This window comes from Acidimicrobiales bacterium, from assembly GCA_022452145.1.
Lineage (GTDB): Bacteria > Actinomycetota > Acidimicrobiia > Acidimicrobiales > MedAcidi-G1 > UBA9410.
Genome location: JAKURY010000003.1, coordinates 50,157 through 71,736, shown reverse-complemented (window position 1 = coordinate 71,736; position 21,580 = coordinate 50,157). Strand labels below are relative to the sequence as shown.

The following is a 21,580-nucleotide window of genomic DNA, read 5'->3' as shown; positions in this document are numbered from 1 at the left end:
CGCGGCGCCCCGGGGGGCCAGGGCGGACAGGATGCCGGGCCGGGACGGTCGGAGGCTCAGGCCTCGGTCCGGGAGCGGAGCCACCGCAGGTACGCCTCCATGAAGCCGTCCAGGGCGCCGTCCAACACTCCGGCCACGTCACCCACCTCGTGCCCGGTACGGAGGTCCTTCACCATCTGGTACGGCTGCAGGACGTAGGAGCGGATCTGGCTCCCGAAGTCCACGCCCCGCTGCTCGCCACCGATCTCGGCCAACTCAGCGTCGCGCTTCTGGCGTTCCAGGTCGAGCAGGCGGGCCGCCAGCATCTGCATGGCCCGATCCTTGTTCTGGTGCTGGCTGCGCTCGTTCTGGCAGGAGGTCACGATCCCGGTCGGCAGGTGGGTGATTCGAACAGCCGAATCGGTGACGTTGACGTGCTGCCCCCCGGCTCCCGAGGAGCGGTAGGTGTCGATCCGCAGGTCGGTCTCGTCAATCTCCACCTCGTCGACGACCTCGTCGAAGAAGGGCACCACTTGGAGCGAGGCGAAGGCCGTCTGCCGCTTGGACTCCTTGTTGAACGGCGAGATGCGCACCAGACGGTGTACGCCGCGCTCGCTCTGGAGGAGTCCGAAGGCGTACCGGCCCCTCACCACGAACTCCACTGAACTGATGCCGGCCTCGGTCCCCTCCGAGATCGACTCCACCACCAGCTCGAAACCCCGGCGATCGGCCCATCGTCCGTACATCCGGAGCAGGATCTCGGCCCAGTCCTGGGCGTCGGTCCCGCCGGCCCCGGACTGCACGTGGCAGACGGCATCGCCCTCGTCGTACTGCCCTGAGAACAGCGACCGGAGCTCCAGGGCGTCAAGGCGGGTGGCCAGATCAGCCACCGCCTCGCCGATCTCTCCATCCAAGCTCTCGTCGCCCTCCTCGGCCGCCATCTCGGCCAGCGTCTCGGCGTCCTCGAGGCGTGCCGTCAGGTCTGCGTGGAAGTCCAGGTCCTCCACGACGCTGGAGAGGTCCTTCTGGACACGCCGTCCACGGTCCTGGTCGTTCCAGAGGTCGGGGTCAGCCATCTCGGCCTCCAGCACCACCCTGCGCTCGTCGAGCTCGGTGATCCGCAGGTAGCCGAACGCCTCCGCCAGTCGGGTCCGGAGCGCGGCGAGGTCTGGGGCGAAGTCCTGCACGTCAGCCCCCGTGGCAGTGCTTGAACTTGCGGCCCGACCCGCACGGGCACGGCGCGTTCCGTGGGGTGTTCTCCCACTCGGTGTTGACCTTTGTCGCGACCCTCGTGGGCGTCGACTCCTCCACCCGGGCCGGCACCCCGGCGGCGGCCGCCGCCCCTAGGACCGGGCCCTCCGGCCCACTGGTCGTCATGTCTGACGGCTGGGCCGAGTCGTCGGCCCTGACGATCCGGACCCGCATCACGTAGCGGAGGAAGTCCCGTCCGATCAGGTCGTCCAGCTGGCTGAACAGCTCGAATCCCTCGCGCTTCCACTCGGTGGCGGGATCCCGCTGGCCCATCGCCCGGAGGTGGATGCCCTCCCGTAGGTGGTCCATCTCGTAGAGGTGCTCGCGCCAGCGCTGGTCGATGATGGAGAGCATCACCTGTCGTTCGACCTCGCGCATGGCCTCGGTGCCGAGCTCCTCCTCGCGTCCCTCGTACACCTCCATGCCGTCGGCCGTCAGGACCTCGTACAGCTCGTCGGTGCTGCGCGCCTCGGCCAGTGCCTCGGCATCCAGGCCCAGCGGCCAGTAGGTGTCCACCTCCGCCCGCAGGCCGTCGAGGTCCCACTCCTCGGGGAGCCCCGAGCCGCAGTGCGCCTCGATCGTTCCGTCCACCACCGAGGCCAGGACCTCCAGCACCTCGTCGCGCATCTCCGAGTCGGTGAGCATCTGGTCGCGGCGCCGGTAGATGACGTTGCGCTGCTCGTTCATCACCTCGTCGTACTTGAGGACGTTCTTGCGAACCTCGGCGTTCTTCTGCTCGACGGTCGTCTGGGCCCTCTCGATGGCCTTGGTAACCATCTTCGACTCGATAGGCACGTCCTCCGGCAGTGCCCTGTCCATGACGCCCCGAATGGTGTCCGAGGCGAAGAGGCGCATGAGGTCGTCCTCCAGCGACAGGTAGAAGCGGCTCTCACCGGGGTCTCCCTGGCGGCCGCTACGACCCCGGAGCTGGTTGTCGATCCGGCGCGACTCGTGGCGCTCGGTACCCAGCACATACAGGCCACCACTGGCCCGTACCTCGTCGCCCAGCCCGGCGCACTCCGGTTCGAAGCGCTCCAGGAGCTCGGCCACCAGGGCCTCACCCTCCGGGGTGGCCAGGTCCATTCCAGCAGCCCGCACCTCACGCTCGGCCAGGTTCACCGGGTTGCCACCTAGCAGGATGTCCACGCCGCGGCCGGCCATGTTGGTGGCGACGGTGACCGCTCCGGGACGACCGGCCTGGGCCACCACCTCGGCCTCGCGGAAGTGCTGCTTGGCGTTCAGGACCTCGTGGTCGATGCCGCGCTTGTCGAGCTCCCGGGACAACCGCTCGGAGTTCTCGACCGACACGGTGCCTACCAGCACCGGCTGGCCGGCCTCACGACGGTCCACGATGTCGTCGACCACCGCTTCGAACTTCCCCGCCTCGGACTTGAAGATGAGGTCGCTCTGGTCGAAGCGCACGAGCGGACGGTTGGTGGGAATCGGCACCACCTGGAGGCCGTAGATACCCGCCAGTTCGGCCGCCTCGGTCTCGGCGGTTCCGGTCATGCCTGCCAACTTCTCGTAGAGACGGAAATAGTTCTGGAGCGTGATCGTGGCGAGCGTCTGGTTCTCCTCCTTGATCGACACCCCCTCCTTGGCCTCGACGGCCTGGTGGAGCCCATCGGACCACCGTCGTCCCTCGAGCACCCTTCCGGTGAACTCGTCCACGATCCGGACCTCGCCGTCCACGACGATGTAGTCCTTGTCCCGCTTGTAGAGCTCCTTGGCCTTCAGGGCGGCGTGGAACTGGTGGACGAGGTTGGCCGACACCTGGTCGTAGAGGTTGTCGACGCCGAGGGCCGCCTCGACGGCATGGACCCCTTCCTCGGTCGGGGCGACGATGCCCTTCTCCTCGTCCACGTCGTAGTGGTGGTGCGGCTCCAGGCCCCTGACTACGGCGGCGAACCGCTTGTAGAGGGCGGCCGCCTCGCTGAGCCGCCCGCTGATGATAAGCGGCGTCCGCGCCTCGTCGATGAGGATCGAGTCGACCTCGTCCACGATGCAGAAGGCGTGGCCGCGCTGGGCCTTCTCCACGTCGGACATGGCCATGTTGTCGCGCAGGTAGTCGAAGCCCAGCTCGTTGTTGGTCCCGTAGGTGATGTCGGACGCATAGGCGGCCCGCTTCTCGGACCGGTCGCGGACGTCGGGTAACACGAGGCCGACCGACAACCCGAGCCACCGGTGTATCTGGCCCATCCACTCGGCGTCCCGGCTGGCCAGGTAGTCGTTGACCGTGCAGAGGTGGACGCCGCGTCCCGAGAGGCCGTTGAGGTAGGCGGGCAGCGTCGAGACCAGGGTCTTGCCCTCGCCCGTGCGCATCTCGGCCACCCAGCCGAGGTGGAGCGCCATGCCGCCCATGAGCTGGACGTCGTAGTGGCGCTGGCCGATCACTCGCCAAGCCGCCTCCCTGACCACGGCGAAGGACTCGACCAGCAGGTCGTCGAGCTCGGCGCCGTTCTCCAGTCGCTGGCGGAACTCGTCGGTCTTGGCCTGCAGTTCGTCGTCGCCCAAGGCCGACATGGAGTCGCCGAGGGCGTTGATGTCGGGGACCAGGGACTCCAGGGCCTTGACCTTGCGGCCCTCACCGCTGCGCAGGACGCGCGAGAACAGACTCATGGTCCGGCCGAGGCTACCGGCCGGGGGTTCTGGCGATGGTGGCTCCGGCGAGCACCGTGGGACCCGCCGGCTGACCGGTCAGGAGGTTGCAGGGAGCCGAAGGAGGCCCATCTCGGCCAGCCGGGCCGGCGCGTCGTCGACGCCGGTTCCCAGAATGGCGGCGAGCGCCTGGAGGTCGTCGCCGCGTATGGTGAGGACCCGTCCGTTGAAGTCCTGCCGCTTGACCTGGATGATCCCCAGGTAGCGGCGGATCAGGTCGACCTCAGGTCCCGAGACGCCCTCCAGCCCGACCAGGTCGATCACCACCTTCTGTCCCGGGCTCCATGCCGACCCCGTCGAGGGGTCGTCGCCACCGTCCCGGTGGGCCGTCGGTAGGAGCTGGTCAACGGGCACGCTGTAGAAGCACGCCAGGCGGTGCAGTCGGGGTATGGATACGGCGCGCTCACCGCGTTCGTAGGCCCCGAGGACCGATGCCTTGAACTCCGACTCCGACCTGGCCTCGACGTCCTGCAACGAGAGCCGCTTCTGCCGGCGGATCAGCCGGATGCGTTCCCCGAGCCGGTTGCTGTACTCGGCCTCGTCCCGGTGGATGCCGGCGCGATCTTCTCCTACCACAAGACGTGACCGTACCGACCGCGCTGCGTGGTCGACAACCAGCGATCAGGATGACCCTGTGGAGCGGGTCGGAGCACGCTCGGTCAGGAAGCCGCCGACAACCGACCGTCGCGCAGGGCCACCATCAGGGTGCCGGCGGCAATGGCCGCCGTCTCGGCCCGCAGCACCGTGGGCCCGAGGCCCACCCGCCGACGATCGCCCAACTCGGCGTCGGTCCAGCCACCCTCCGGTCCGACCAGGAGCAGCCCCACGTCGTCGTCCAGCGCTTCGCCACCCGGCTCGGCCATCGCGACACCGGTGCGGCCCACCGCCACCTCCGCCGACACCATCGACTCCACCACCGGTAGCCGAACCCGCCGCGACTGCATGCCGGACTCCCTGGCCACCCGGGTGAGCCTGGCCAGCTGGGCCACCGCCCTGTCGGCGTTCCATCTGACCACCGACCTCTCGGCCGACAACAGCAGGATCCGGTCGACCCCAAGCTCGGTGAGCTTCTGCACCACCAGCTCCGGCCGTCCGGACTTGATGAGGGCGAAGCCCACCGACACCTCCCGTGACGGCGGCGGCACGTCCACCACATCGCCACACGGGTCCAGCCCGGCGCCGAAGCGGGCGGCCCGCCAGCGACCCGCGGTGTCGCACACGGTGAGGGGGTCGCCGTCCCGAAGGCGCAGGACCCTGGACAGGTGGTGGCGATCCTCGGCGGACAGGACCGGATCGTCCAGGTCCTCCACGTAGGCATGGGGGCCGCCCCGGCCGTCGGGCAGCCCACCGCTCATCGACACCCTTACCGGAAGGCCGACCGGATCCTGGAGATCAGGCCGTCCTCCGGCTCGGCGACTGTCTCGCCGCGCTCGCTGGCCAGGGTCCGGAGGAGATCCTCTCCGTCGGCGCTGAGGCCGGTCGGGGTGTCCACCACCACCTCGATGACCAGGTCGCCGCGCCCCCTTCCCTGCAGGTGGGGCACCCCGCGTCCCCGGAAGCGGAACACCTCCCCGGTCTGCGTGCCGGCCGGGATCCGAAGCTCCTCGGTTCCGTCCAGCGTCTCGTAGTCCAGCTGGACACCGAGGGCCGCCTGGGTCACCGGCACGTGCAGCCGGTGGACCAGGTCCTGGCCATGGCGCTCGAACACCGGGTGGGTCCTGACCCTGACGTGCACGTAGAGGTCTCCGGCCGGGCCACCCCGCGGCCCGACGGCTCCACGCCCGGTGAGGCGCAGCGTCGTGCCCTCGTCGACCCCGGCACGGACATTGACCGTGAAGGTGCGCTCCTCGACCCGCCTCCCCTCGCCCCGGCAGTCCGCACACGGATCCGGGACCACCTCACCACGGCCCAAACAGGTCGGGCAGGCCGCGCTGGTCACCATCTGGCCCAGCAGCGACTGTCGCACCCGTTGGACCTGACCGGTCCCCCGGCAGCCCTCGCAACGCTGCGCCGAGGTGCCCGGCGTCGAGCCGGTCGCCTCACAGGAGGTGCACGCCACCGCGGTCCGGACGGTCAGTTCCTCCTCGCACCCGAACACCGCGTCGACGAAGTCCACCAGCAGGGTCGTCTCGAGGTCCTCCCCGGTTATCGGTCCTGACCTGCCACGCCCTCCACCGCCGAATCCTCCGGCGCCGCCGAAGAACGACTCGAATATGTCGTTGATGCCGCCGAAGGGATCGCCGGCCATGCCGACGGTGGGTCCTTCATGCCCGAAGCGGTCGTAGTGCCGGCGCCCCTCTGGGTCGGACAGGACCTTGTAGGCCGCGGCCACGGCCTTGAACTCTGCCTCTGCCGCCAGGTCACCCTGGTTGGCGTCCGGATGGTGTTGGCGGGCCAGGCGCCGGTATGCCGCCTTGACCTCGGTGGGCGACGCATCCCGGTCCAGCCCGAGGACCCCGTAGTGGTCGCGTGGCACCGGTCAGCCCCCGGTGAGGCTGTCGCCGAGCCGACGACCCACGACGGCCACAGTAGCCAACGCCTGGGAGTAGTCCATGCGCGTCGGCCCGAGCACCCCTATGGAGCCTGCCGGTTCCCCCTCGATCTCGTACGGGGCCACCACCAGCGAACAACCGGACAGCGTCTCCAGCCCCGTCTCCGTTCCGATGGCTACGCTCAGTCCCCGATCGATCACGTCCTTCACCAGGGCGACCACGACGAACTGCCGCTCCAGGACGTCCAGCACCCGGCGGACCCGCTCGACCTCGCCGAACGCCTCCGCTACCTGGGCTGTACCACCTACCCACGCCTTGTCGGCATGGCCCGAACGTTCGGACAGCACGTTCGTGACGGTGCGCAGCACGGCGTCCACCGATGGTTCCCCGGTGATCGGAGCACTGGGAACGGCGTTCAGACGACGGCCTATGAGGGCCCCGGAGAGGTGGGCGGCCGCCACGGCCAGGGTGGCCTCCGTCGGCTCCGCGGCATCACCGGCCAATTCCAGCGTGTGCTTCTCGACCGTGCCGTTGGCCATAACCATCACCAGCAGGGCCAGGCCCGGGGTGAGGCCCACGACCTGGGCTGATCGCACCTCCTGGTGGTCCCGGTCCGGGGCCAGGACCACCGCCGCACTCCCGGTGAGTTCGGCCAGCAGGCTGCTGGTGTCGGCGAGCATCTGCTCCATCTCACGGTGCGACCGGCTGAAGAAGGCCCTGACCTGCTCGCGGTCCGCTGTGTCCAACATGGTCGGGCCCTCGAGGTGGTCAACGAAGAAGCGGTAGCCCTTCTCGGTCGGCACCCGGCCTGCCGAGGTGTGCGGCTGCTCCAGGTAGCCCTGCTCCTCGAGGTTGGCCAGCTCGTTGCGAATCGTCGCCGACGAGACGTCAACGGCGTCGGATGCGGCGACGCGTGCCGACCCGACGGGCTGGGCCGTCCGGATGTACTCCTCCACGACGGCGCTCAGGATCGTCGCCTTCCGGTCCTCCAACACGGCTCCGATGCTATCGGCAGGCCAGATGCCGGACAGATCCGGCGACCGGGGTCGGAGCCGACCCCACGGCTCTCAGTCGCCCAGCCTGAGGGCTGAGATGAAGGCCTCCTGGGGCACGTCGACGCGCCCGATGGACTTCATCTTCTTCTTGCCCTCCTTCTGCTTCTCCAGCAGCTTCCGCTTGCGGGTGATGTCGCCGCCGTAGAGCTTGGCCGTCACGTCCTTGCGGAAGGCACGCACCGTCTGGCGGGCTATGACCCGCCCACCGATGGCGGCCTGGATCGGCACCTCGAACTGCTGACGCGGTATGAGCTCCTTCAGCTTGACCGTCATCTTCCGGCCGTAGACATCGGCGGCCGTCCGGTGGATCACCATGGAGAAGGCATCCACCGGCTCGCCCTGGAGGAGTACGTCCACCCGCACCAGATCGGAGCTCCGGTATCCCTCCGGTTCGTAGTCGAGGCTGGCGTACCCCTGGGTCCGGCTCTTCATCTGGTCGAAGAAGTCGATGACCACCTCGGCCAACGGGAGGTGGTATTTCAACTCGACCCGTTCCGGGGAGAGGTAGGTGATGCTCTCCAGCTCGCCGCGACGCTCCTGGCAGAGCTCCATGAGGGTGCCCGTGTAGTCGGACGGCGTGAGGAGGGTGGCCAGCAGGAACGGCTCCTCGATGCCTGCGATCTCCCCGGCCGCCGGAAGGTCGCAGGGATTGTCGATCTCGATGGTCTCGCCGCTGGTCCTCGTCACCCTGTACTCCACCGACGGTGCGGTGGTGATGAGGCTGAGGCTGAACTCCCGCTCCAGGCGCTCCCTCACGATCTCCATGTGGAGAAGCCCCAGGAAGCCGCACCGGAATCCGAAACCGAGAGCGCCGGAGGTCTCCGGCTCGTAGGTGAAGCTGGAGTCATTGAGGCGGAGCTTCTGGAGGGCGTCCCGCAGGTCGTTGAACTCGTCGCCGTCGATCGGATAGAGGCCGGAGAACACCATGGGCTTCGGCTCCCTGTAGCCCTCCAGGGCGACCTCTGCGCCATCCCGGCTGGTGGTGACCGTCTCGCCCGAGCGGGCCTCGCCCACGTCCTTGATCCCTGCCAGCAGGTAGCCGACCTCCCCGGGACCCAGCTCGTCTACCGACGTCATCTCGGGCCGACGAACGCCGATCTCGTCCACCTGGTGGACCGCCCCGGCCTGCATGAACCGCAGCGACGCGTTCGACCTGAGCCGACCGTTGACGATCCGGACCGAGGACACCACGCCCCGGTACTGGTCGAAGTGGCTGTCGAAGACGAGGGCCTGCAGCGGGGAGTCCGCATCTCCGGCCGGCGGCGGGGTGCGTCCGACGACCGCGTCCAGCAGCGCCGCCACGCCCTCCCCGGTCTTGGCGCTGATGTGGAGCACCTCCTCGGCCGGGATGCCCAGGACCTGCTCGATCTCCTCTGCATACCGGTCGGGCTCTGCGGCCGGCAGGTCGATCTTGTTCAGGGCCGCCACAATCTCAAGGTCGTTCTCGAGCGCCAGGTAGCAGTTGGCCAACGTCTGGGCCTCGATCCCCTGGGCCGCATCCACCACCAGGATCACTCCCTCGCAGGCGGCCAGCGAACGGCTCACCTCGTAGCTGAAGTCCACGTGGCCTGGGGTGTCGATGAGGTTGACGACCGTGTCTTTCCAGTCCAGGCGCACGCTCTGGAGCTTGATGGTGATGCCCCGCTCCCTCTCCAGGTCCATGGTGTCGAGGTACTGGGCCCGCATCTCCCGGGGGTCGACGGCACCGCAGAGCTCCAGCATCCGATCGGCGAGGGTGGACTTGCCATGGTCGATGTGGGCGATGATCGACGTGTTGCGCAGCCGCGAGAGGTCCATGTCCCCGCAGACGGTACCGGCGGACGTCGGATCCTCGGCGACAGCCCGCGCTGCCCGGAACGGGCAGGCGTCACGCCCCGTGGAGAACCGTTCCCGTGGCACCAGCGGTAGGATCTCTGCTCGTGCCGGTTGGTCATCCGACCGTGCCCCGTCGCCAACGACGCACCAGTACCCACCGACGAACAGGGACGCTCCCCCGTGGCGAACATCAAGAGCCAGATCAAGCGGAACCGCCAGAACGAGGTTCGTCGCGTCCGCAACCGCGCCGTGCGCACCGAGCTGAAGACCCGCATCAAGAACGCCGTCGAGGCTGCCGAGACCGGCGAGAACGCCGCCGAGGCAGCCGCTGCCGCCATGAGGCGCATCGACAGGGCTTGTGACAGCGGGGTCCTGCACCCAAACACCGCCGCCCGTCGCAAGTCTCGGCTCCAGAAGCGCCTCGACGCCCTCTCAGGCTGAGGCTGCGCCTCGCCCTCGACCCCGGCACCAACCGGCGGCCTGCTAGCGCCGGGTGAGGCTCGCCAGTCGGGCCACCAGCACCTCCACCACCAGTTCCGGTGGCCAGGCCGAACGACCCCTGAGGTCCAGGTCGGCCGCAGCCAGCAGCCGGATCGAGCGGGCGGTCTTGTGGGGTCCCAGGCTCCGGCTGGCCCGCAGCGCCTTCTTCGCTGGAAAGCCCTTGATGCCCAGGGCATCCGAAGCGCCGGCCTCGTCGTGGATCCCCGATCCGTCGAGGCGTAGCAACCGGCCGAAGTGGCCGTGCAGGGAGGCCATGACGGCCAGCGGATGGCGTCCTCCGGCATCCATCATGCGGCTGAGGCAGTCCAGAGCCCTCGGGACGTCGCCGCGGTCGATGGCATCGGTCAGGTCCCATGGTGCCACGTCGCCTCCCGTGCCCAGGAACGGCTCTACGTCACCTGCACCGAGTGCCGACCCGGGTCCGAACACCGCAGCGAGGGTGTCCAGCAGCGGCACGACCCTCGCCCGGTCCTCTCCCATCCGCCTGGCGATGAGCGCCCGGGCTGGGCGGTCCAACTCCACAGCGGCGCCGTCCAGGCGTTCGTCCAACCAGCGCTCCGCGTCGCGACCGCGACCCGTCCCGACCCTCCGTACCTCTCCCCCGGCAGCGGTGACAGCCTCCACGAGGTCCTTCGGAAGCCGATTCAGCTTCTGCTGGGTGGGCGTCCGACCCTTCTCCCAGACCACCACCAACGACGTGGTGCCGAGCGGGGAGGCCAGGTAGGCGACGAGAGGCGCGACGGCGTCGCGGTTGCCGAACCGGCCGAGATGTCGGCCCACCACGACCCGTCGTCCGGTCAGGAACGGCGGGGTCTGGGCTGCGTCGACCAGTCTGGCGATCTCGAAGCCGTCGTCGGCCCGGTAGTCCTCCTCGGTCAACTCTTCGAGAGCCAGCGTGCGGTCCTCCGCGCCCAGCGACGCTTCGACCGCTGCCCGCACGGATTCGTTCACCAGGGCCTCGTCGTCTCCGGAGATCACGACGATCGGCAGCGTCACCTCGGCACGCCGATCGCCTCGGCGTCGACGGCCAGGACGGCGGCCATGGTGTCTGCCACCCGCCTGCCGCCACGTACATCGTGGGCTCGGATGATCCGACATCCCAGGGCGATGCCCAGGGCATGGGCCGCCCACGACGGCTCGACCCGTTCGTCGATTCCTTCGCCTGTCAGGTTGCCCAGGAAGCCCTTGTTGGATGCCGACAGGATGACCGGCAGGCCGAGGGCGACCAGGTCGTCGGTCCGACGCAGCAGCAGTGCCGACATGGCGGGCGTCTTTCCCAGATCCAGGCCGGCATCCACCATGATGCGCTCATCGGGTATGCCCGCCTCCCGTGCCATCTCCACCCTGGCGGCCAGGAACTCCCGGACCTCGACCACCACGTCGCCGTAGGTGGGGCTCGGATCCGGGATGCGGGGTCCGATCCGGACGTGGGTGGCCACCGCTGCGGCCCCGTGGCGGGCACACGCCGGCAGGAAGGTCGGGTCGGCAAAGCCGCTGATGTCGTTGCCCACTGACGCTCCGACGGCGAACGCCTCGTCGGCCACTCGCCCCCGGAAGGTGTCCACCGATATCGGCAGGTCGAACCGCGACCGGAGGGCCTCGACGGCCGGCACCACCCTCCCCAGCTCCTCTGCCTCAGTCACCTCCGGACCCGGACCAGCCTTCGAGCCACCCACGTCCAGGAAGTCGGCGCCGTCATGGACATGCCGTTCGGCCAGGCGGAGGAAGTCGTCGAAGTCCCAGTACCGACCCCGATCCCAGAACGAGTCAGGGGTCCTGTTGAGTATCCCCATGACCAGTGTGCGGGTCGCGCAGTCGTAGCGGTGGCCGGACCCCAACTCGACGATCACCCGGTCGACGGTACACGCGGCACCACGACTGTCGGTGCCCGCCGGACCAGCAGGCGGCCCCGTTCCAGGTGCACCACCCAGGTGGATCCTCCAACCCGAAACCGGGCTCTGCCGGGTGGGATCCTGGCACCCACAGATGCCAGTGGCACGGTGACGAACGGCAGGCGGGACGGGTCGGATCGGCCCGACGGCCACCAGAGGAGGGCCGCCAGGCCGATGCCGGCCAGGAGCAGCAGGCCGGCAGCCGTCAGGTGTGCCGGCGTAGCTGGGCGCTCGAAGAGCAGGTCGTCGATCCGACGTCGGATCTGGTCGACGGGTCCGGACACGGCACACCCCCCGTTGGGTCGTTGAGGTTCCGGGAAGGCTGTGCGGGGGCGAGTCGCCGGACGCAGGGTCCGTCGTTACGCCCGGAATGTCAGAAGAGCGCCGAGGTAAGGCGGCGGCGCCAGTCGGCCGTCCGGGGATCGTCGGGGCCCAGCAACTCGAGCAGGTCCACGAAGCGCCTACGGGAGTCGTCGTCCTCCTTCACCGTGCCCAGCAGGTCGGCGAGGCTGGCCTCGATGTCCTCGACAGGCTCGATGCGTGCCATCGCCGCGACGCGTCGGGTCTCGGGCGACTCCGGGATCCGCTCCAGCAGGTTCAGCGCCGCCTCCCGGTCTCCGTCGCCGGCCCGCTCCACCAGCAGGAGCGCCAACGCGGTGACGGCGGCGACGTCGTCGTTGTCCAGCTGGAGGGCGGCTATGAGGGAGGCTTCGTCACCGAGGGCGACCAGGCGCTCGACCTCGGACACCTCGCCGGCGGGCAGCAGCCCCTCCACGAACGCACGTACGGCGTCCTCGCCCTGGGCGCCAACGAAGCTGGCGGCCACCTGGCCGTCGACCATTCCGAAGACAGCCGGGATGGACTGGACCTGGAAGGCTTGGGCGGCCCCCGGGTTATTGTCGATGTCCACCTTGGCGAGCACGACCCGACCGTCCGTCTCGCCTACGACCTTCTCCAGGATCGGACCGAGGGACTTGCACGGCTCGCACCACTCGGCCCACAGGTCCACGACCACGGGTACCTGGCGTGACCGGTCGATGACCTCGGCCTGGAAGGTGGCGTCGGTGACGTCCATGGCGGTCAGGGTAGGGAGCCCGACCGGCCGCTCCACTACCGTCGGCGGACAATGACCGACATCGCTGGGATCGACCACGACAGCCTGGTCCGCTGGTTCGACGAACGGGTCGGTGGCGTCGACGGCGGGCTGGAATTCGACCTGATCACCGGTGGACGATCAAACCTCACGTTCACCGTGGCCGACGGAAGCGGACGCTGCTGGGTACTGCGCAGACCACCGATGGGCCACGTGCTGGCCACCGCCCACGACATGGCCAGGGAGCACCGGATCATCAGCGCCCTGGCCGACAGCGGTGTACCTGTCCCGTCCGTCGTCGGGCTCTGCGAGGACGAGGAGGTGAACGGCGCACCCTTCTACGTCATGGACTTCGTCCCCGGCCTGGTGGTGCGCGACGTCGCCATCGCCGAGGGCGTACCGATCGAGGTGCGCAGGAGCATGGGCGAATCGCTCGTGGAGGTGCTGGCCCACCTCCACGACGTTGACCTGGACGCCGTGGGCCTGTCCGACCTAGGGCGCCACGACGGCTACGTCGAACGGCAGCTGAAGCGCTGGCGGACCCAGTTCGTGAACTCCACCACCCGTGACATCCCCAGGGTCCTGGAGGTCCACGAACTGCTGGAGCAGCGCGTGCCCGCCCAACAGGGGGTCGGCATCGTGCACGGCGACTACCGGCTGGACAACTGCATGATGTCGCCCGACGGCGAGGTTGCCGCGGTACTCGACTGGGAGCTGTGCACCTTGGGCGACGTCCTGGCCGACGTGGCCGGCATGGTGGCCTACGGCGACTCGCGGACCACCGGCGGCATCCTTCCGCCGACCTCGGTCGACGGGTTCCCCACAACCGACGAGGTACGTGAGATGTACGCCCGCCACGGCACCCGTGACCTCGCCAACCTGGACTTCTACGTGGCGTTCGCCTATTGGCGGATCGCCTGCATAGTGGAGGGCGTGTACTCCCGATATGCGGCCGGCGTCATGGGTGACCAGGACGACCCGCGCCTCGTCGAGGCGTTCGGCCAAAGGGTCGTGGACCTGGCCGACCTGGCCTACGAGACGGCTTCGCGGCTTCCGAGGGTCGCCTGAAGTGGACGCTCGACCGCTCGTGGAGGTCCTCGAGGTCCCGGTACTGGAGAACCCGGTCCTGCTGCTGGCCCTGGATGGCTGGATCGACGCCGCCGGGGCGGCCAGGGCGGCCCGACAGCGACTCCTGGACGGCGATCCGGGTCGGAGGCTCGCCCGGTTCGACACCGACCGCCTGCTCGACCATCGGGCCCGGCGACCCACCCTGCACCTCGTCGACGGCGTGAGCCGGCGCATGGAGTGGCCGAGCATCGAGCTCTTCCTGCTGGAGTCGACTTCGGAGAACGACGTGCTCGTGCTCCACGGCCCCGAGCCCGACCACGAGTGGAGGGCGTTCTCCGATGCTGTGATGGCCCTCTGCCGCAGCCTGGACGTCAGGATGGTCGTGGGACTGGGCGCATACCCGGCAGCCGTTCCTCACACCCGGCCCACGCGCCTGTCCTGCACGGCAGGCAGCCCGGAGATGACCGAGCGGCTGGACTTCGTCACGGCCACGATCGAGGTGCCTGCCGGTGTCCAGGCCGTAATCGAGATGGAGGCCAGCAGGACGGGCATCCCGGCCATCGGGCTGTGGGCACAGGTCCCCCACTACCTGTCTGCCTCCTCGTATCCCCCGGCGGCGCTGGCCCTGCTGAACGGCCTGGGCGAGCTCACCGGGGTCTCGTTCGAGGACGGTCCGTTGGCCGAGTCGGCGCTTGCCACACGGGCCCGCCTGGACGACCTGGTGACACGGAACCCGGAGCACGTCACCATGCTGGAGAAGCTGGAGGCGGCCTACGACGACCTCCACGACGTGCGGGGCCAGCTACCTGACGGCGAGCAGCTGGCCGCCGAACTGGAGCGCTACCTGCGAAGCCACGACGACGGCTGAGCACCCCGGCCGCAACTGGCACGGCCGGCGTTTCAGACGACGACGTTGACCAGCTTCGGTGGCCGGGCGATGACCTTGCGAGGTTCTCCCCCGTCGAGGGCGGCGACGACCTTCCCACAGGCCAGAGCCGCCGCGATGGCGCCCACCTCGTCGATGTCGGAGGACACCTCGAGCCGGTCGCGGACCTTGCCGTTGACCTGGACCACCATCGTCACGGTGTCGTCGACGAGCTTGGACGGGTCGGACTCGGGCCACGGCTCCACGTGGACGTGGCCACCACGTCGCATCTCCCAGAGTTCGGCGCACATGTGTGGTGCGGCCGGGGCCATGACCTGCAGCAGGGCGTCGACCGCTGCGGCCAGCGTGTCGGCGTGCGGGCCATCATCCGCCTGCACGTACCGGTAGAGGGTGTTGGTGAACTCCATGAACCCGGCAATCGCCGTGTTGTAGGACCAGCGGTCGTACTCGTCGGTGATACGGGCCACGAGCCTGTGGGTGGCCCGGTCGACGGCGGCATCGGCTTCGGTGGGATCTCCGGTACGGGGTCCCGCTGCCAGGTCAGAATCCGGTACGGCCAGGCGCCAGACCCGGGCCAGAAACTTGGCGCACCCGTCGATACCGAAGTCCTCCCAGTCCACGTCCTCCTGCGGGGGCTTCACCTGCAGGTGGGCGAGACGCAGGGCGTCTGCCCCCTGGCGGTCCAAGATCGGCTCGGGGGCGACCAGGTTGCCCTTGGACTTGGACATCTTCGTACCGCCGAGACGGATCATCCCCTGGGTGAAGAGGCGCTGGAACGGCTCCCGCAGCCCGGCGGGCGCCACCCCCAGGTCTGCCAGGGCCTTGGTGAAGAAGCGGGCGTACATCAGGTGGAGGATGGCGTGCTCCACGCCGCCGATGTACTGGTCGACGGGCAGCCAGCTGGCCGCCGCGTCAGACGCGAACGGTGCCTCGTCGTTCCACGGGTCGGCGAAACGCAGGAAGTACCAGGAGGAGTCCACGAAAGTGTCCATGGTGTCGGTCTCGCGTCTGGCCAGGCCGTCACACGTAGGGCAGGTGGCCGACAGGAAGCCGTCGTGGGTGGTCAGCGGCGACCGACCCGTCGGCATGAACTCGACGTCGTCGGGTAGCTCGACCGGCAGCTCGTCGAGCGGTACCGGCTGCTCGCCGCAGGCCTCGCAGTAGACGATGGGGATCGGGCAGCCCCAGTAGCGCTGGCGGGACAGCAGCCAGTCGCGGAGGCGGTAGTTGACCTTCCGGACGCCCAGGCCCTCGGCCTCCAGCCAGTCGGCAGCAGCCTCCTTGGCCTCGGCCACATCCATGCCGTCAAGGAACCCGCTGTTGATGGCCGTTCCGTCACCCAGGTAGGCCTCGCCGTCAAAGCCGTCGGGCGGCTGGACGGTCCGGACGATGTCGCAGCCGTGGGCGGTGGCGAAGTCCCAGTCGCGCTGGTCCTGTCCGGGTACGGCCATGATCGCCCCGGTGCCGTAGGTCATGAGGACGTAGTCGGCCAGGAAGACCGGGATGGCCTGGCCGGTGAAGGGGTTCACGACCCGGCCACCGGTGGCCACGCCGCGCTTGTCCAGCGGGCCGGTGGTGGACATGCGGTCGATCTCGCTGAGGCCTTCGACCGATGTCCTGAAGGCGTCGACGGCGGCCCTCCGGTCGTCGCTGGTCAGCTCGTCGACCCGGGGGTGTTCCGGCGAGACGACGGCGAACGTGATGCCGAAGGAGGTGTCGGGACGGGTGGTGAACACGGCCAGCGGCTCGACGTCGCTGCGGGCGTTTCCGTCGCCGTCCGCAATCGGAAGGCCGAACTCGGTCCCTTCGGAGCGGCCGATCCAGTGGCGCTGCATGACCTTGACCTTCTCGGGCCAGTCGACGGTGTCCATGTCGTCGAGGAGTTGCTGGGCGTAGTCGGTGATCCGGTAGAACCACTGCTCCATGTCGTGGCGCTCGACCAGGTCGCCCGAGCGCTCGCAGCTGCCGTCGCCCAGCACCTGCTCGTTGGCCAGCACGGTCTGGCAGCCGGGGCACCAGTTGACCGGGGCGGTGTCGCGGTAGACGAGGCCGGCCGCGTAGAACTTCAGGAAGATCCACTGCGTCCAACGCATGTATGACGGATCGTGGCTGCGTACGACGCGCCGCCAGTCGTAGACGGCGCCGATGCGTCGCAGGGATGCGGACAGGGCCTCAATGTTGGCCTCGGTGTTGATGCGCGGATGGGTGCCGGTGGTGATGGCCGCGTTCTCTGCCGGCAGGCCGAACGAGTCGAAGCCGATGGGTGAGAGCACGCCGTCGCCCCGCATGGTGCGGTAGCGGACCAGCAGGTCGCCCATCGTGTAGTTGCGGACGTGGCCCATGTGCGCCGGACCGCTCGGGTACGGGTACATGGAGAGCACGTAGAACGGCGGCCGGGGGTCGTCGTTGTCGACCTGGTAGGTGCCCTCGTCGAGCCAGTGCTGCTGCCAGCGGGCCTCGATGGCCTGGGGGTTGTAGCGCTCGGACATCGACGTGAGGCTAGCGAGGCGTCGGCTGGCCGGAGGTACCCCCGAACCCGGATCGGCCGAGCCGTGTCCCGGAGGGGCGCTGGTAGATTGTCGGCTCCTCGGGGCTATAGCTCAGTTGGCAGAGCGCTTCCATGGCATGGAAGAGGTCGAGGGTTCAATTCCCTCTAGCTCCACGTGACGCCGCAGGTCAACGACCTGCGGTGCTCTCGTTTTCAGGTGTCGGCGTCGAATCCGAGTGCGGCTATGCACCCCGGGTAGGTGGGCTGGTCTATGAGGACCTGGTTCACGACCGTTTGCCGGAGGTGGCCGACGAGCCCGTCTGCATCCAGGGCAACGGACCCATCCCGCAGTCCTTCGGCCAGCAGGAGCCTGAGTTCTCCGAGGGTGCCGTCCACGCCGAGGAGGTTCCGCAACCGGGACCACTCCAGATGCCGGTGTTCGTCTCCCCACTCCAGTTCGCGGGCCACGATGTCCAGCGAGTTGGCTGCCACACGGGCGAGGAACCCGGTCCGACCGTCTATGGCCGGAACCACGTCGGACCGCAGGAACTCACGGACGCTGCCGACCATCTCGTCGACCCGTGGCAGGTCGGGCCCGTGGTCGCCACCCTCCCGGGCCACCTCGGTGACCGGGCCTGGGATGAGGATGTTCACACAGTCCACCTGGCACTCCGACGAGCGCCTTCCGATCGCCGCCCGCTCCACGCTGCGGTCCGGGCCGGTCCGGTACTGGTCGGCCATGCCGAGGCAGCCGATCGACCACCAGAAGGATCCGAACACCTCCCAGAATCTGACGTGCTCCGGGTCGACGACACGACCCGACTCCTCCTCGTAGCCGGCGAACAGGTCCTCGTAGGAGCCGAAGCCACCAACCGGTTGCTCCGGATGGCCGAAGCGCCAACTGGAGGTGCAGAGCCAGCCCAGGTCACGCATCGGGTCACCGATGTGGGCGATCTCCCAGTCCAGCACGGCACCCATGCCGGTCGGGTCGACCACCAGGTTGCCGTTGCGGAAGTCTCCGTGGACGAGGGCCACCTCGCCGTCGGGGGGCAGGTGGTCCAGGAGCCACCGGGCGGTGAAGTCGATCATCGGCTGGGCACTGCCGAACCCCTGGTAGCGCTCCCACGTCAACCTGACCTCGTCTTCCGGGCCGACCTCGCCCAGGACGTCGCGTAGCCCCGTGGAGTCCAGGTCGATGGAATGGATCCGCGCCAGCGCTCGTCCGCACTCACGGGCCAGCCCAGCCCTGGCGGCGACCAGGTTCTCGGAGCGGTTGATCCGGCCCCCGAGGCTCTCGCCGGCGATCCACTCCATGACGAACCCGTCTCCCAGGCCGTCCTCCGGGCGGAGGACCAGGCGGACGTCGGGACCGGGCACCCCCGCCCGACGGGCCAGCACCATGAGACGTGCCTCGACTGCAAGGCCGGGCCCTCCGATGCCACGCCCTTCGGTCGGGCCGACGCTCCTGCGCAGCGCCAGGCTGCATGCACCGTCCTCCATTTCGACTCGGAGGCGGTAGGTCTCCTGGCTGGCTCCCCCCGACAGTCGCTCCACCGAGTGGAGGGTCACGAAACCGTCCAGCCTCTGCAGGACCTCGCCTAGAAGGTCCTGGAGTTTCCTGACGTCGGTCATCGTCTGCCGCTCAGTCCCCGGCGACACCCTTGGGGGCCTGCTGCTTCATAAAGCCGAACATGTAGCCGGCGATGCGGCGCATCTGGATTTCCTCGGCACCCTCTGTGATCCGGTAGCGCCGGTGGTGCCGGTAGATGTGTTCGAACGGCCGGTGGCGTGAATAGCCCAGCCCGCCGTGGACCTGCATGGCCCGATCCGCCGCCTCGCAGCACAACCGGTTGGCCCGGTAGTTGCACATCGAGACCCTGTCCGAGACCGAGAACGCCCCGTAGGCGTCCATCTGCCACGCGGTCTTCTGCACCAGCGCCCTGAGCATCTCGCACTCCGTCTGGAGCTCGACCAGGGGGAACTGGATCCCCTGGTTGATCGAGAGCGGCCTGCCGAACGGCCTGCGCTCCTTCGCATACGCGACCGACTCGTTGATGCAGTACTGGGCGGCTCCGAGGCTGGAGGCGGCCTGTCGGATCCGGTTCTCGTTGAAGAAGTGCTGGGCGATCTGCAGTCCGCGACCCTCCTCTCCGAGGATGGCGCCGTGGGGCACGCGCACGTCGGTGAGCGACACGCGGCCGTGGTCGGTCGGCATGTTGAAGGTCCAGAGGTATTCCTCGATGACCAGCCCGTCGGCATCCATGGGGGTCAGGAACGCGGTGATGCCGTGGCCGTCCCCGGGCTCGCCGGAGGTCCTGGCCAGGATCATGTCGCTGTGCGCCCGGTGTATGCCGGTGTTCCACGTCTTCTCGCCGTTGATCACCCATCCGTCCCCGTCGCGCACGGCGCTGGTCTCCATGTGGGTGGCGTCCGATCCGTGCTCCGGCTCGGTGATCCCGAAGGCGAAACCACGAGTCCCCTCCAGCAGGTGTGGCACCCATTCGGCCTTCTGTTCGTCGCTCCCGTACTCCAGCATCAGCAACAGTCCTACGTTGTTGCCGACGATCGAGTGCTCGTTCTGGAGGTCGTTGTGCAGCCCGAGGCCCCTAGCGGCGAGGTGCTCCCGGATGACGGCCATGCCCAGGTTGGTGCCGTTCCTGCCGCCCAGTTCCTCTGACAGCGGGTACCGGTAGTGACCGGCCTCGTCGGCCCGGCGCCGTGCCTCTGCCAGCAGCTCCTCCCACTGCCGGTTGGGGAGCCCGTCGCGGTCCCAATCGGTGCGCGCATCCTCCCGACGGTGGTCGAAGAACCTGATGTTGTCGTCCTGCTCTTCGAGCGGCCTGATCTCGCTCTCGATGAACTCGTCCAACTCGACGAGGTAGTCCGCGAGGTCAGCGGGAATGTCGTGGTCCATGGGCCCTCCTCGGTGGCTGTGCCCACCTTGACCGATCTCCGGCGGCCCCGCCACGCCGAGGCCGTCATCTCCTGCAGAGTGCCGTCACGTCCCCAGCAGGACCACGACCTGTCTCAGCTCGGCGTGAAACTAACCAGTGGATCTATTCTGCATTCCGATGCGACCACTGTCCCACGACGAGGTGCTCGACGTCGCCGTCGACCTGGCCTGCCAGCTCGTCAACCGGCCGGTGTCCAGCCATGTCGGCATCGCGGGCCCCAGGTTCGCCGACGTCGGGCCTGACCGAGGCGAGGCCACATGATCCCTGATGCACGGTTCGTACTCGACGAGACCGATCGTCCGGCCCTCGCCTGAGAGCGGCCGGGCAGTCGCTACACTGCCGCCGCGGTCTGGAGACGGAAGTCCGGTGTGATCCCGGCACTGTCCCGCAGCGGTGATGTCGTCGCTCTAAGGTGACGACGAGTCCGAGCCAGCTCCCCGCCGTACGAACCAGACACCCTCGAGGCAAGGGATTCGGTTCGGCCGATGGCCTGCGAATGGCCTGTCGATCGAGCGATGACTCCTCGATGACAGGAGGAACCCGTTCCGATGCTTCGCAAGATCCTGGCATCGCTGCTCGCCGTCCTCACCCTCGCCGCCTGTGGCGGCACGGAGACCTCCACCGCCATGTCAGGTGCCCCGGCCGCAGCCGAGCCCGCCGGTCCGGCACGCATCGTCTCGATCTCGACGGTGGCGACCGAGATGCTCTTCGCCATCGGCGCCGACGACAAGGTGGTGGCGGTCGACTCCCTCTCCACCTTCCCCGTCGAGGCCCCGGTAACGGACCTGAGCGGCTTCGAGCCCAACGTAGAGGCCATCCTGGGCTTCCGGCCGGACCTGGTGGTCCTCTCCTACGATCCGGGCGATGTGGTCGCCGGCCTCGAGGCCGCCGGGGTCGCCTCCCTGCTCCAGGGAGCCTCGATGACGATTGCTGACACCTACATCCAGATCCTGGCCCTCGGGGAGATCACCGCTCACGCTGCGGAAGCTGCTGCGCTAGTGGACGCAATGCAGGCCGAGATGTCCGACCTGGCAGCCTCGGTGACCGAACGCGACGAGCCCCTCAGCTACTACCACGAGTTGGACGACACCCTCTACACCGTCACGTCGGCGACGTTCATCGGCGAGGTCTACGCCATGGCCGGCCTCGTCAACGCCGCCGACCCGGCCGATGCCGACGGGTCCTCCTGGGGCTATCCGCAGCTCTCGGCCGAGTACCTCCTGGATGCCGATCCGGACATCATCTTCCTGGCCGACACGAAGTGCTGCGCCCAGACGGCGGCGGCGATCGCCGAGCGCCCCGGCTGGGAGACCCTTACGGCCGTGTCCACAGGCCGCATAGTCGAGCTCGACGATGACGTGGCCTCGCGTTGGGGTCCGCGCATCGTGGACTTCCTGCGTGCCATCGTCGATGCTGTCAACTCTGTCGAGTGATCGGATCCGAGGTGA

The 21,580-nt window shown here is 68.7% G+C and carries 19 protein-coding genes and 1 tRNA gene; 6 read left to right on the top strand and 14 right to left on the bottom strand.

Going from position 1 to position 21,580, the window contains the following annotated elements; all coding sequences use genetic code 11:
• Nucleotides 1-56: 56 nt before the first annotated feature.
• The 7 genes from prfB to lepA all read right to left on the bottom strand — a co-directional run bounded on the left by prfB (nucleotide 57) and on the right by lepA (nucleotide 9,232).
• Nucleotides 57-1,166, bottom strand: a complete 1,110-nt coding sequence (prfB, locus tag MK177_01545; protein MCH2425997.1) for a peptide chain release factor 2 — start codon at nucleotides 1,164-1,166, stop codon at nucleotides 57-59.
• Between the two features lies 1 nt (nucleotide 1,167).
• Nucleotides 1,168-3,849 carry a preprotein translocase subunit SecA gene (gene secA / locus MK177_01540; protein ID MCH2425996.1) on the bottom strand — a complete coding sequence of 894 codons (2,682 nt, stop codon included), beginning with the start codon at nucleotides 3,847-3,849 and terminating at the stop codon, nucleotides 1,168-1,170.
• A 78-nt stretch (nucleotides 3,850-3,927) separates the two neighbouring features.
• Nucleotides 3,928-4,464 carry a transcriptional regulator gene (locus MK177_01535; protein ID MCH2425995.1) on the bottom strand — a complete coding sequence of 179 codons (537 nt, stop codon included), beginning with the start codon at nucleotides 4,462-4,464 and terminating at the stop codon, nucleotides 3,928-3,930.
• An 83-nt stretch (nucleotides 4,465-4,547) separates the two neighbouring features.
• Nucleotides 4,548-5,243, bottom strand: a complete 696-nt coding sequence (locus MK177_01530) for a 16S rRNA (uracil(1498)-N(3))-methyltransferase (GenBank protein MCH2425994.1) — start codon at nucleotides 5,241-5,243, stop codon at nucleotides 4,548-4,550.
• Between the two features lie 8 nt (nucleotides 5,244-5,251).
• Nucleotides 5,252-6,364 carry a J domain-containing protein gene (locus tag MK177_01525; GenBank protein MCH2425993.1) on the bottom strand — a complete coding sequence of 371 codons (1,113 nt, stop codon included), beginning with the start codon at nucleotides 6,362-6,364 and terminating at the stop codon, nucleotides 5,252-5,254.
• Between the two features lie 3 nt (nucleotides 6,365-6,367).
• A complete protein-coding gene (gene hrcA, locus MK177_01520) occupies nucleotides 6,368-7,375 on the bottom strand; it encodes a heat-inducible transcriptional repressor HrcA (protein MCH2425992.1) in 1,008 nt (335 codons plus the stop codon).
• A gap of 72 nt (nucleotides 7,376-7,447) precedes the next feature.
• Nucleotides 7,448-9,232 (bottom strand): translation elongation factor 4, encoded by a 1,785-nt coding sequence (lepA, locus tag MK177_01515; protein MCH2425991.1) that lies wholly within the window; start codon nucleotides 9,230-9,232, stop codon nucleotides 7,448-7,450.
• 198 nt (nucleotides 9,233-9,430) lie between these two features.
• Here lepA and rpsT point away from each other — a divergent pair, with 198 nt between their 5' ends.
• Nucleotides 9,431-9,691: a 30S ribosomal protein S20 gene (gene rpsT, locus MK177_01510; protein ID MCH2425990.1), complete on the top strand. Its 261-nt coding sequence runs from the start codon at nucleotides 9,431-9,433 to the stop codon at nucleotides 9,689-9,691.
• Nucleotides 9,692-9,733: 42 nt separating this feature from the next.
• Here the strand turns inward: rpsT and holA are convergent, their stop codons facing one another.
• From holA to MK177_01490, 4 genes are all read right to left on the bottom strand, one after another.
• Entirely contained in the window at nucleotides 9,734-10,747 is a 1,014-nt protein-coding gene (gene holA / locus MK177_01505) for a DNA polymerase III subunit delta (protein ID MCH2425989.1), read from the bottom strand.
• Entirely contained in the window at nucleotides 10,744-11,601 is an 858-nt protein-coding gene (folP, locus tag MK177_01500) for a dihydropteroate synthase (protein MCH2425988.1), read from the bottom strand. The genes holA and folP overlap by 4 nt, the downstream gene beginning before the upstream one ends.
• The gene (locus MK177_01495; GenBank protein ID MCH2425987.1) at nucleotides 11,598-11,927 is read right to left on the bottom strand and encodes a hypothetical protein; all 330 of its coding nucleotides are present in this window, start codon (nucleotides 11,925-11,927) and stop codon (nucleotides 11,598-11,600) included. The genes folP and MK177_01495 overlap by 4 nt, the downstream gene beginning before the upstream one ends.
• Nucleotides 11,928-12,016: 89 nt before the next feature.
• A complete protein-coding gene (locus MK177_01490; protein ID MCH2425986.1) occupies nucleotides 12,017-12,718 on the bottom strand; it encodes a tetratricopeptide repeat protein in 702 nt (233 codons plus the stop codon).
• Nucleotides 12,719-12,769: 51 nt separating this feature from the next.
• On the opposite strand from MK177_01490, the gene MK177_01485 reads away from it, so the two are divergent.
• Nucleotides 12,770-13,804 (top strand): phosphotransferase family protein, encoded by a 1,035-nt coding sequence (locus tag MK177_01485; protein ID MCH2425985.1) that lies wholly within the window; start codon nucleotides 12,770-12,772, stop codon nucleotides 13,802-13,804.
• A 1-nt stretch (nucleotide 13,805) separates the two neighbouring features.
• Nucleotides 13,806-14,672 carry a PAC2 family protein gene (locus tag MK177_01480; protein ID MCH2425984.1) on the top strand — a complete coding sequence of 289 codons (867 nt, stop codon included), beginning with the start codon at nucleotides 13,806-13,808 and terminating at the stop codon, nucleotides 14,670-14,672.
• A 32-nt stretch (nucleotides 14,673-14,704) separates the two neighbouring features.
• Here MK177_01480 and leuS read toward each other — a convergent pair whose 3' ends face one another.
• Entirely contained in the window at nucleotides 14,705-17,179 is a 2,475-nt protein-coding gene (gene leuS, locus MK177_01475) for a leucine--tRNA ligase (GenBank protein ID MCH2425983.1), read from the bottom strand.
• A 100-nt stretch (nucleotides 17,180-17,279) separates the two neighbouring features.
• Between leuS and MK177_01470 the strand changes: the two genes are divergently transcribed.
• A tRNA-Ala gene (locus tag MK177_01470) sits at nucleotides 17,280-17,352 on the top strand.
• A 39-nt stretch (nucleotides 17,353-17,391) separates the two neighbouring features.
• On the opposite strand, the gene MK177_01465 is transcribed toward MK177_01470, so the two are convergent.
• The gene (locus tag MK177_01465; protein ID MCH2425982.1) at nucleotides 17,392-18,810 is read right to left on the bottom strand and encodes a phosphotransferase family protein; all 1,419 of its coding nucleotides are present in this window, start codon (nucleotides 18,808-18,810) and stop codon (nucleotides 17,392-17,394) included.
• Nucleotides 18,811-18,820: 10 nt separating this feature from the next.
• Nucleotides 18,821-20,092 (bottom strand): acyl-CoA dehydrogenase family protein, encoded by a 1,272-nt coding sequence (locus MK177_01460; protein ID MCH2425981.1) that lies wholly within the window; start codon nucleotides 20,090-20,092, stop codon nucleotides 18,821-18,823.
• Nucleotides 20,093-20,249: 157 nt separating this feature from the next.
• On the opposite strand from MK177_01460, the gene MK177_01455 reads away from it, so the two are divergent.
• Together MK177_01455 and MK177_01450 are read left to right on the top strand one after the other, a co-directional pair.
• Nucleotides 20,250-20,393: a hypothetical protein gene (locus tag MK177_01455; GenBank protein ID MCH2425980.1), complete on the top strand. Its 144-nt coding sequence runs from the start codon at nucleotides 20,250-20,252 to the stop codon at nucleotides 20,391-20,393.
• 287 nt (nucleotides 20,394-20,680) lie between these two features.
• The gene (locus MK177_01450) at nucleotides 20,681-21,565 is read left to right on the top strand and encodes an ABC transporter substrate-binding protein (protein ID MCH2425979.1); all 885 of its coding nucleotides are present in this window, start codon (nucleotides 20,681-20,683) and stop codon (nucleotides 21,563-21,565) included.
• Nucleotides 21,566-21,580 lie beyond the last annotated feature (15 nt).

Excerpts from the sequence above, each read along its gene's own strand:
- lepA (MCH2425991.1), bottom strand. The coding sequence starts at position 9,232 with ATGGACCTCTCGCGGCTGCGCAACACGTCGATCATCGCCCACATCGAC.
- MK177_01450 (MCH2425979.1), top strand. The coding sequence starts at position 20,681 with ATGCTTCGCAAGATCCTGGCATCGCTGCTCGCCGTCCTCACCCTCGCC.
- leuS (MCH2425983.1), bottom strand. The coding sequence starts at position 17,179 with ATGTCCGAGCGCTACAACCCCCAGGCCATCGAGGCCCGCTGGCAGCAG.
- MK177_01530 (MCH2425994.1), bottom strand. The coding sequence starts at position 5,243 with ATGAGCGGTGGGCTGCCCGACGGCCGGGGCGGCCCCCATGCCTACGTG.
- MK177_01455 (MCH2425980.1), top strand. The coding sequence starts at position 20,250 with ATGCGACCACTGTCCCACGACGAGGTGCTCGACGTCGCCGTCGACCTG.
- secA (MCH2425996.1), bottom strand. The coding sequence starts at position 3,849 with ATGAGTCTGTTCTCGCGCGTCCTGCGCAGCGGTGAGGGCCGCAAGGTC.
- MK177_01490 (MCH2425986.1), bottom strand. The coding sequence starts at position 12,718 with ATGGACGTCACCGACGCCACCTTCCAGGCCGAGGTCATCGACCGGTCA.
- MK177_01460 (MCH2425981.1), bottom strand. The coding sequence starts at position 20,092 with ATGGACCACGACATTCCCGCTGACCTCGCGGACTACCTCGTCGAGTTG.
- MK177_01485 (MCH2425985.1), top strand. The coding sequence starts at position 12,770 with ATGACCGACATCGCTGGGATCGACCACGACAGCCTGGTCCGCTGGTTC.
- MK177_01465 (MCH2425982.1), bottom strand. The coding sequence starts at position 18,810 with ATGACCGACGTCAGGAAACTCCAGGACCTTCTAGGCGAGGTCCTGCAG.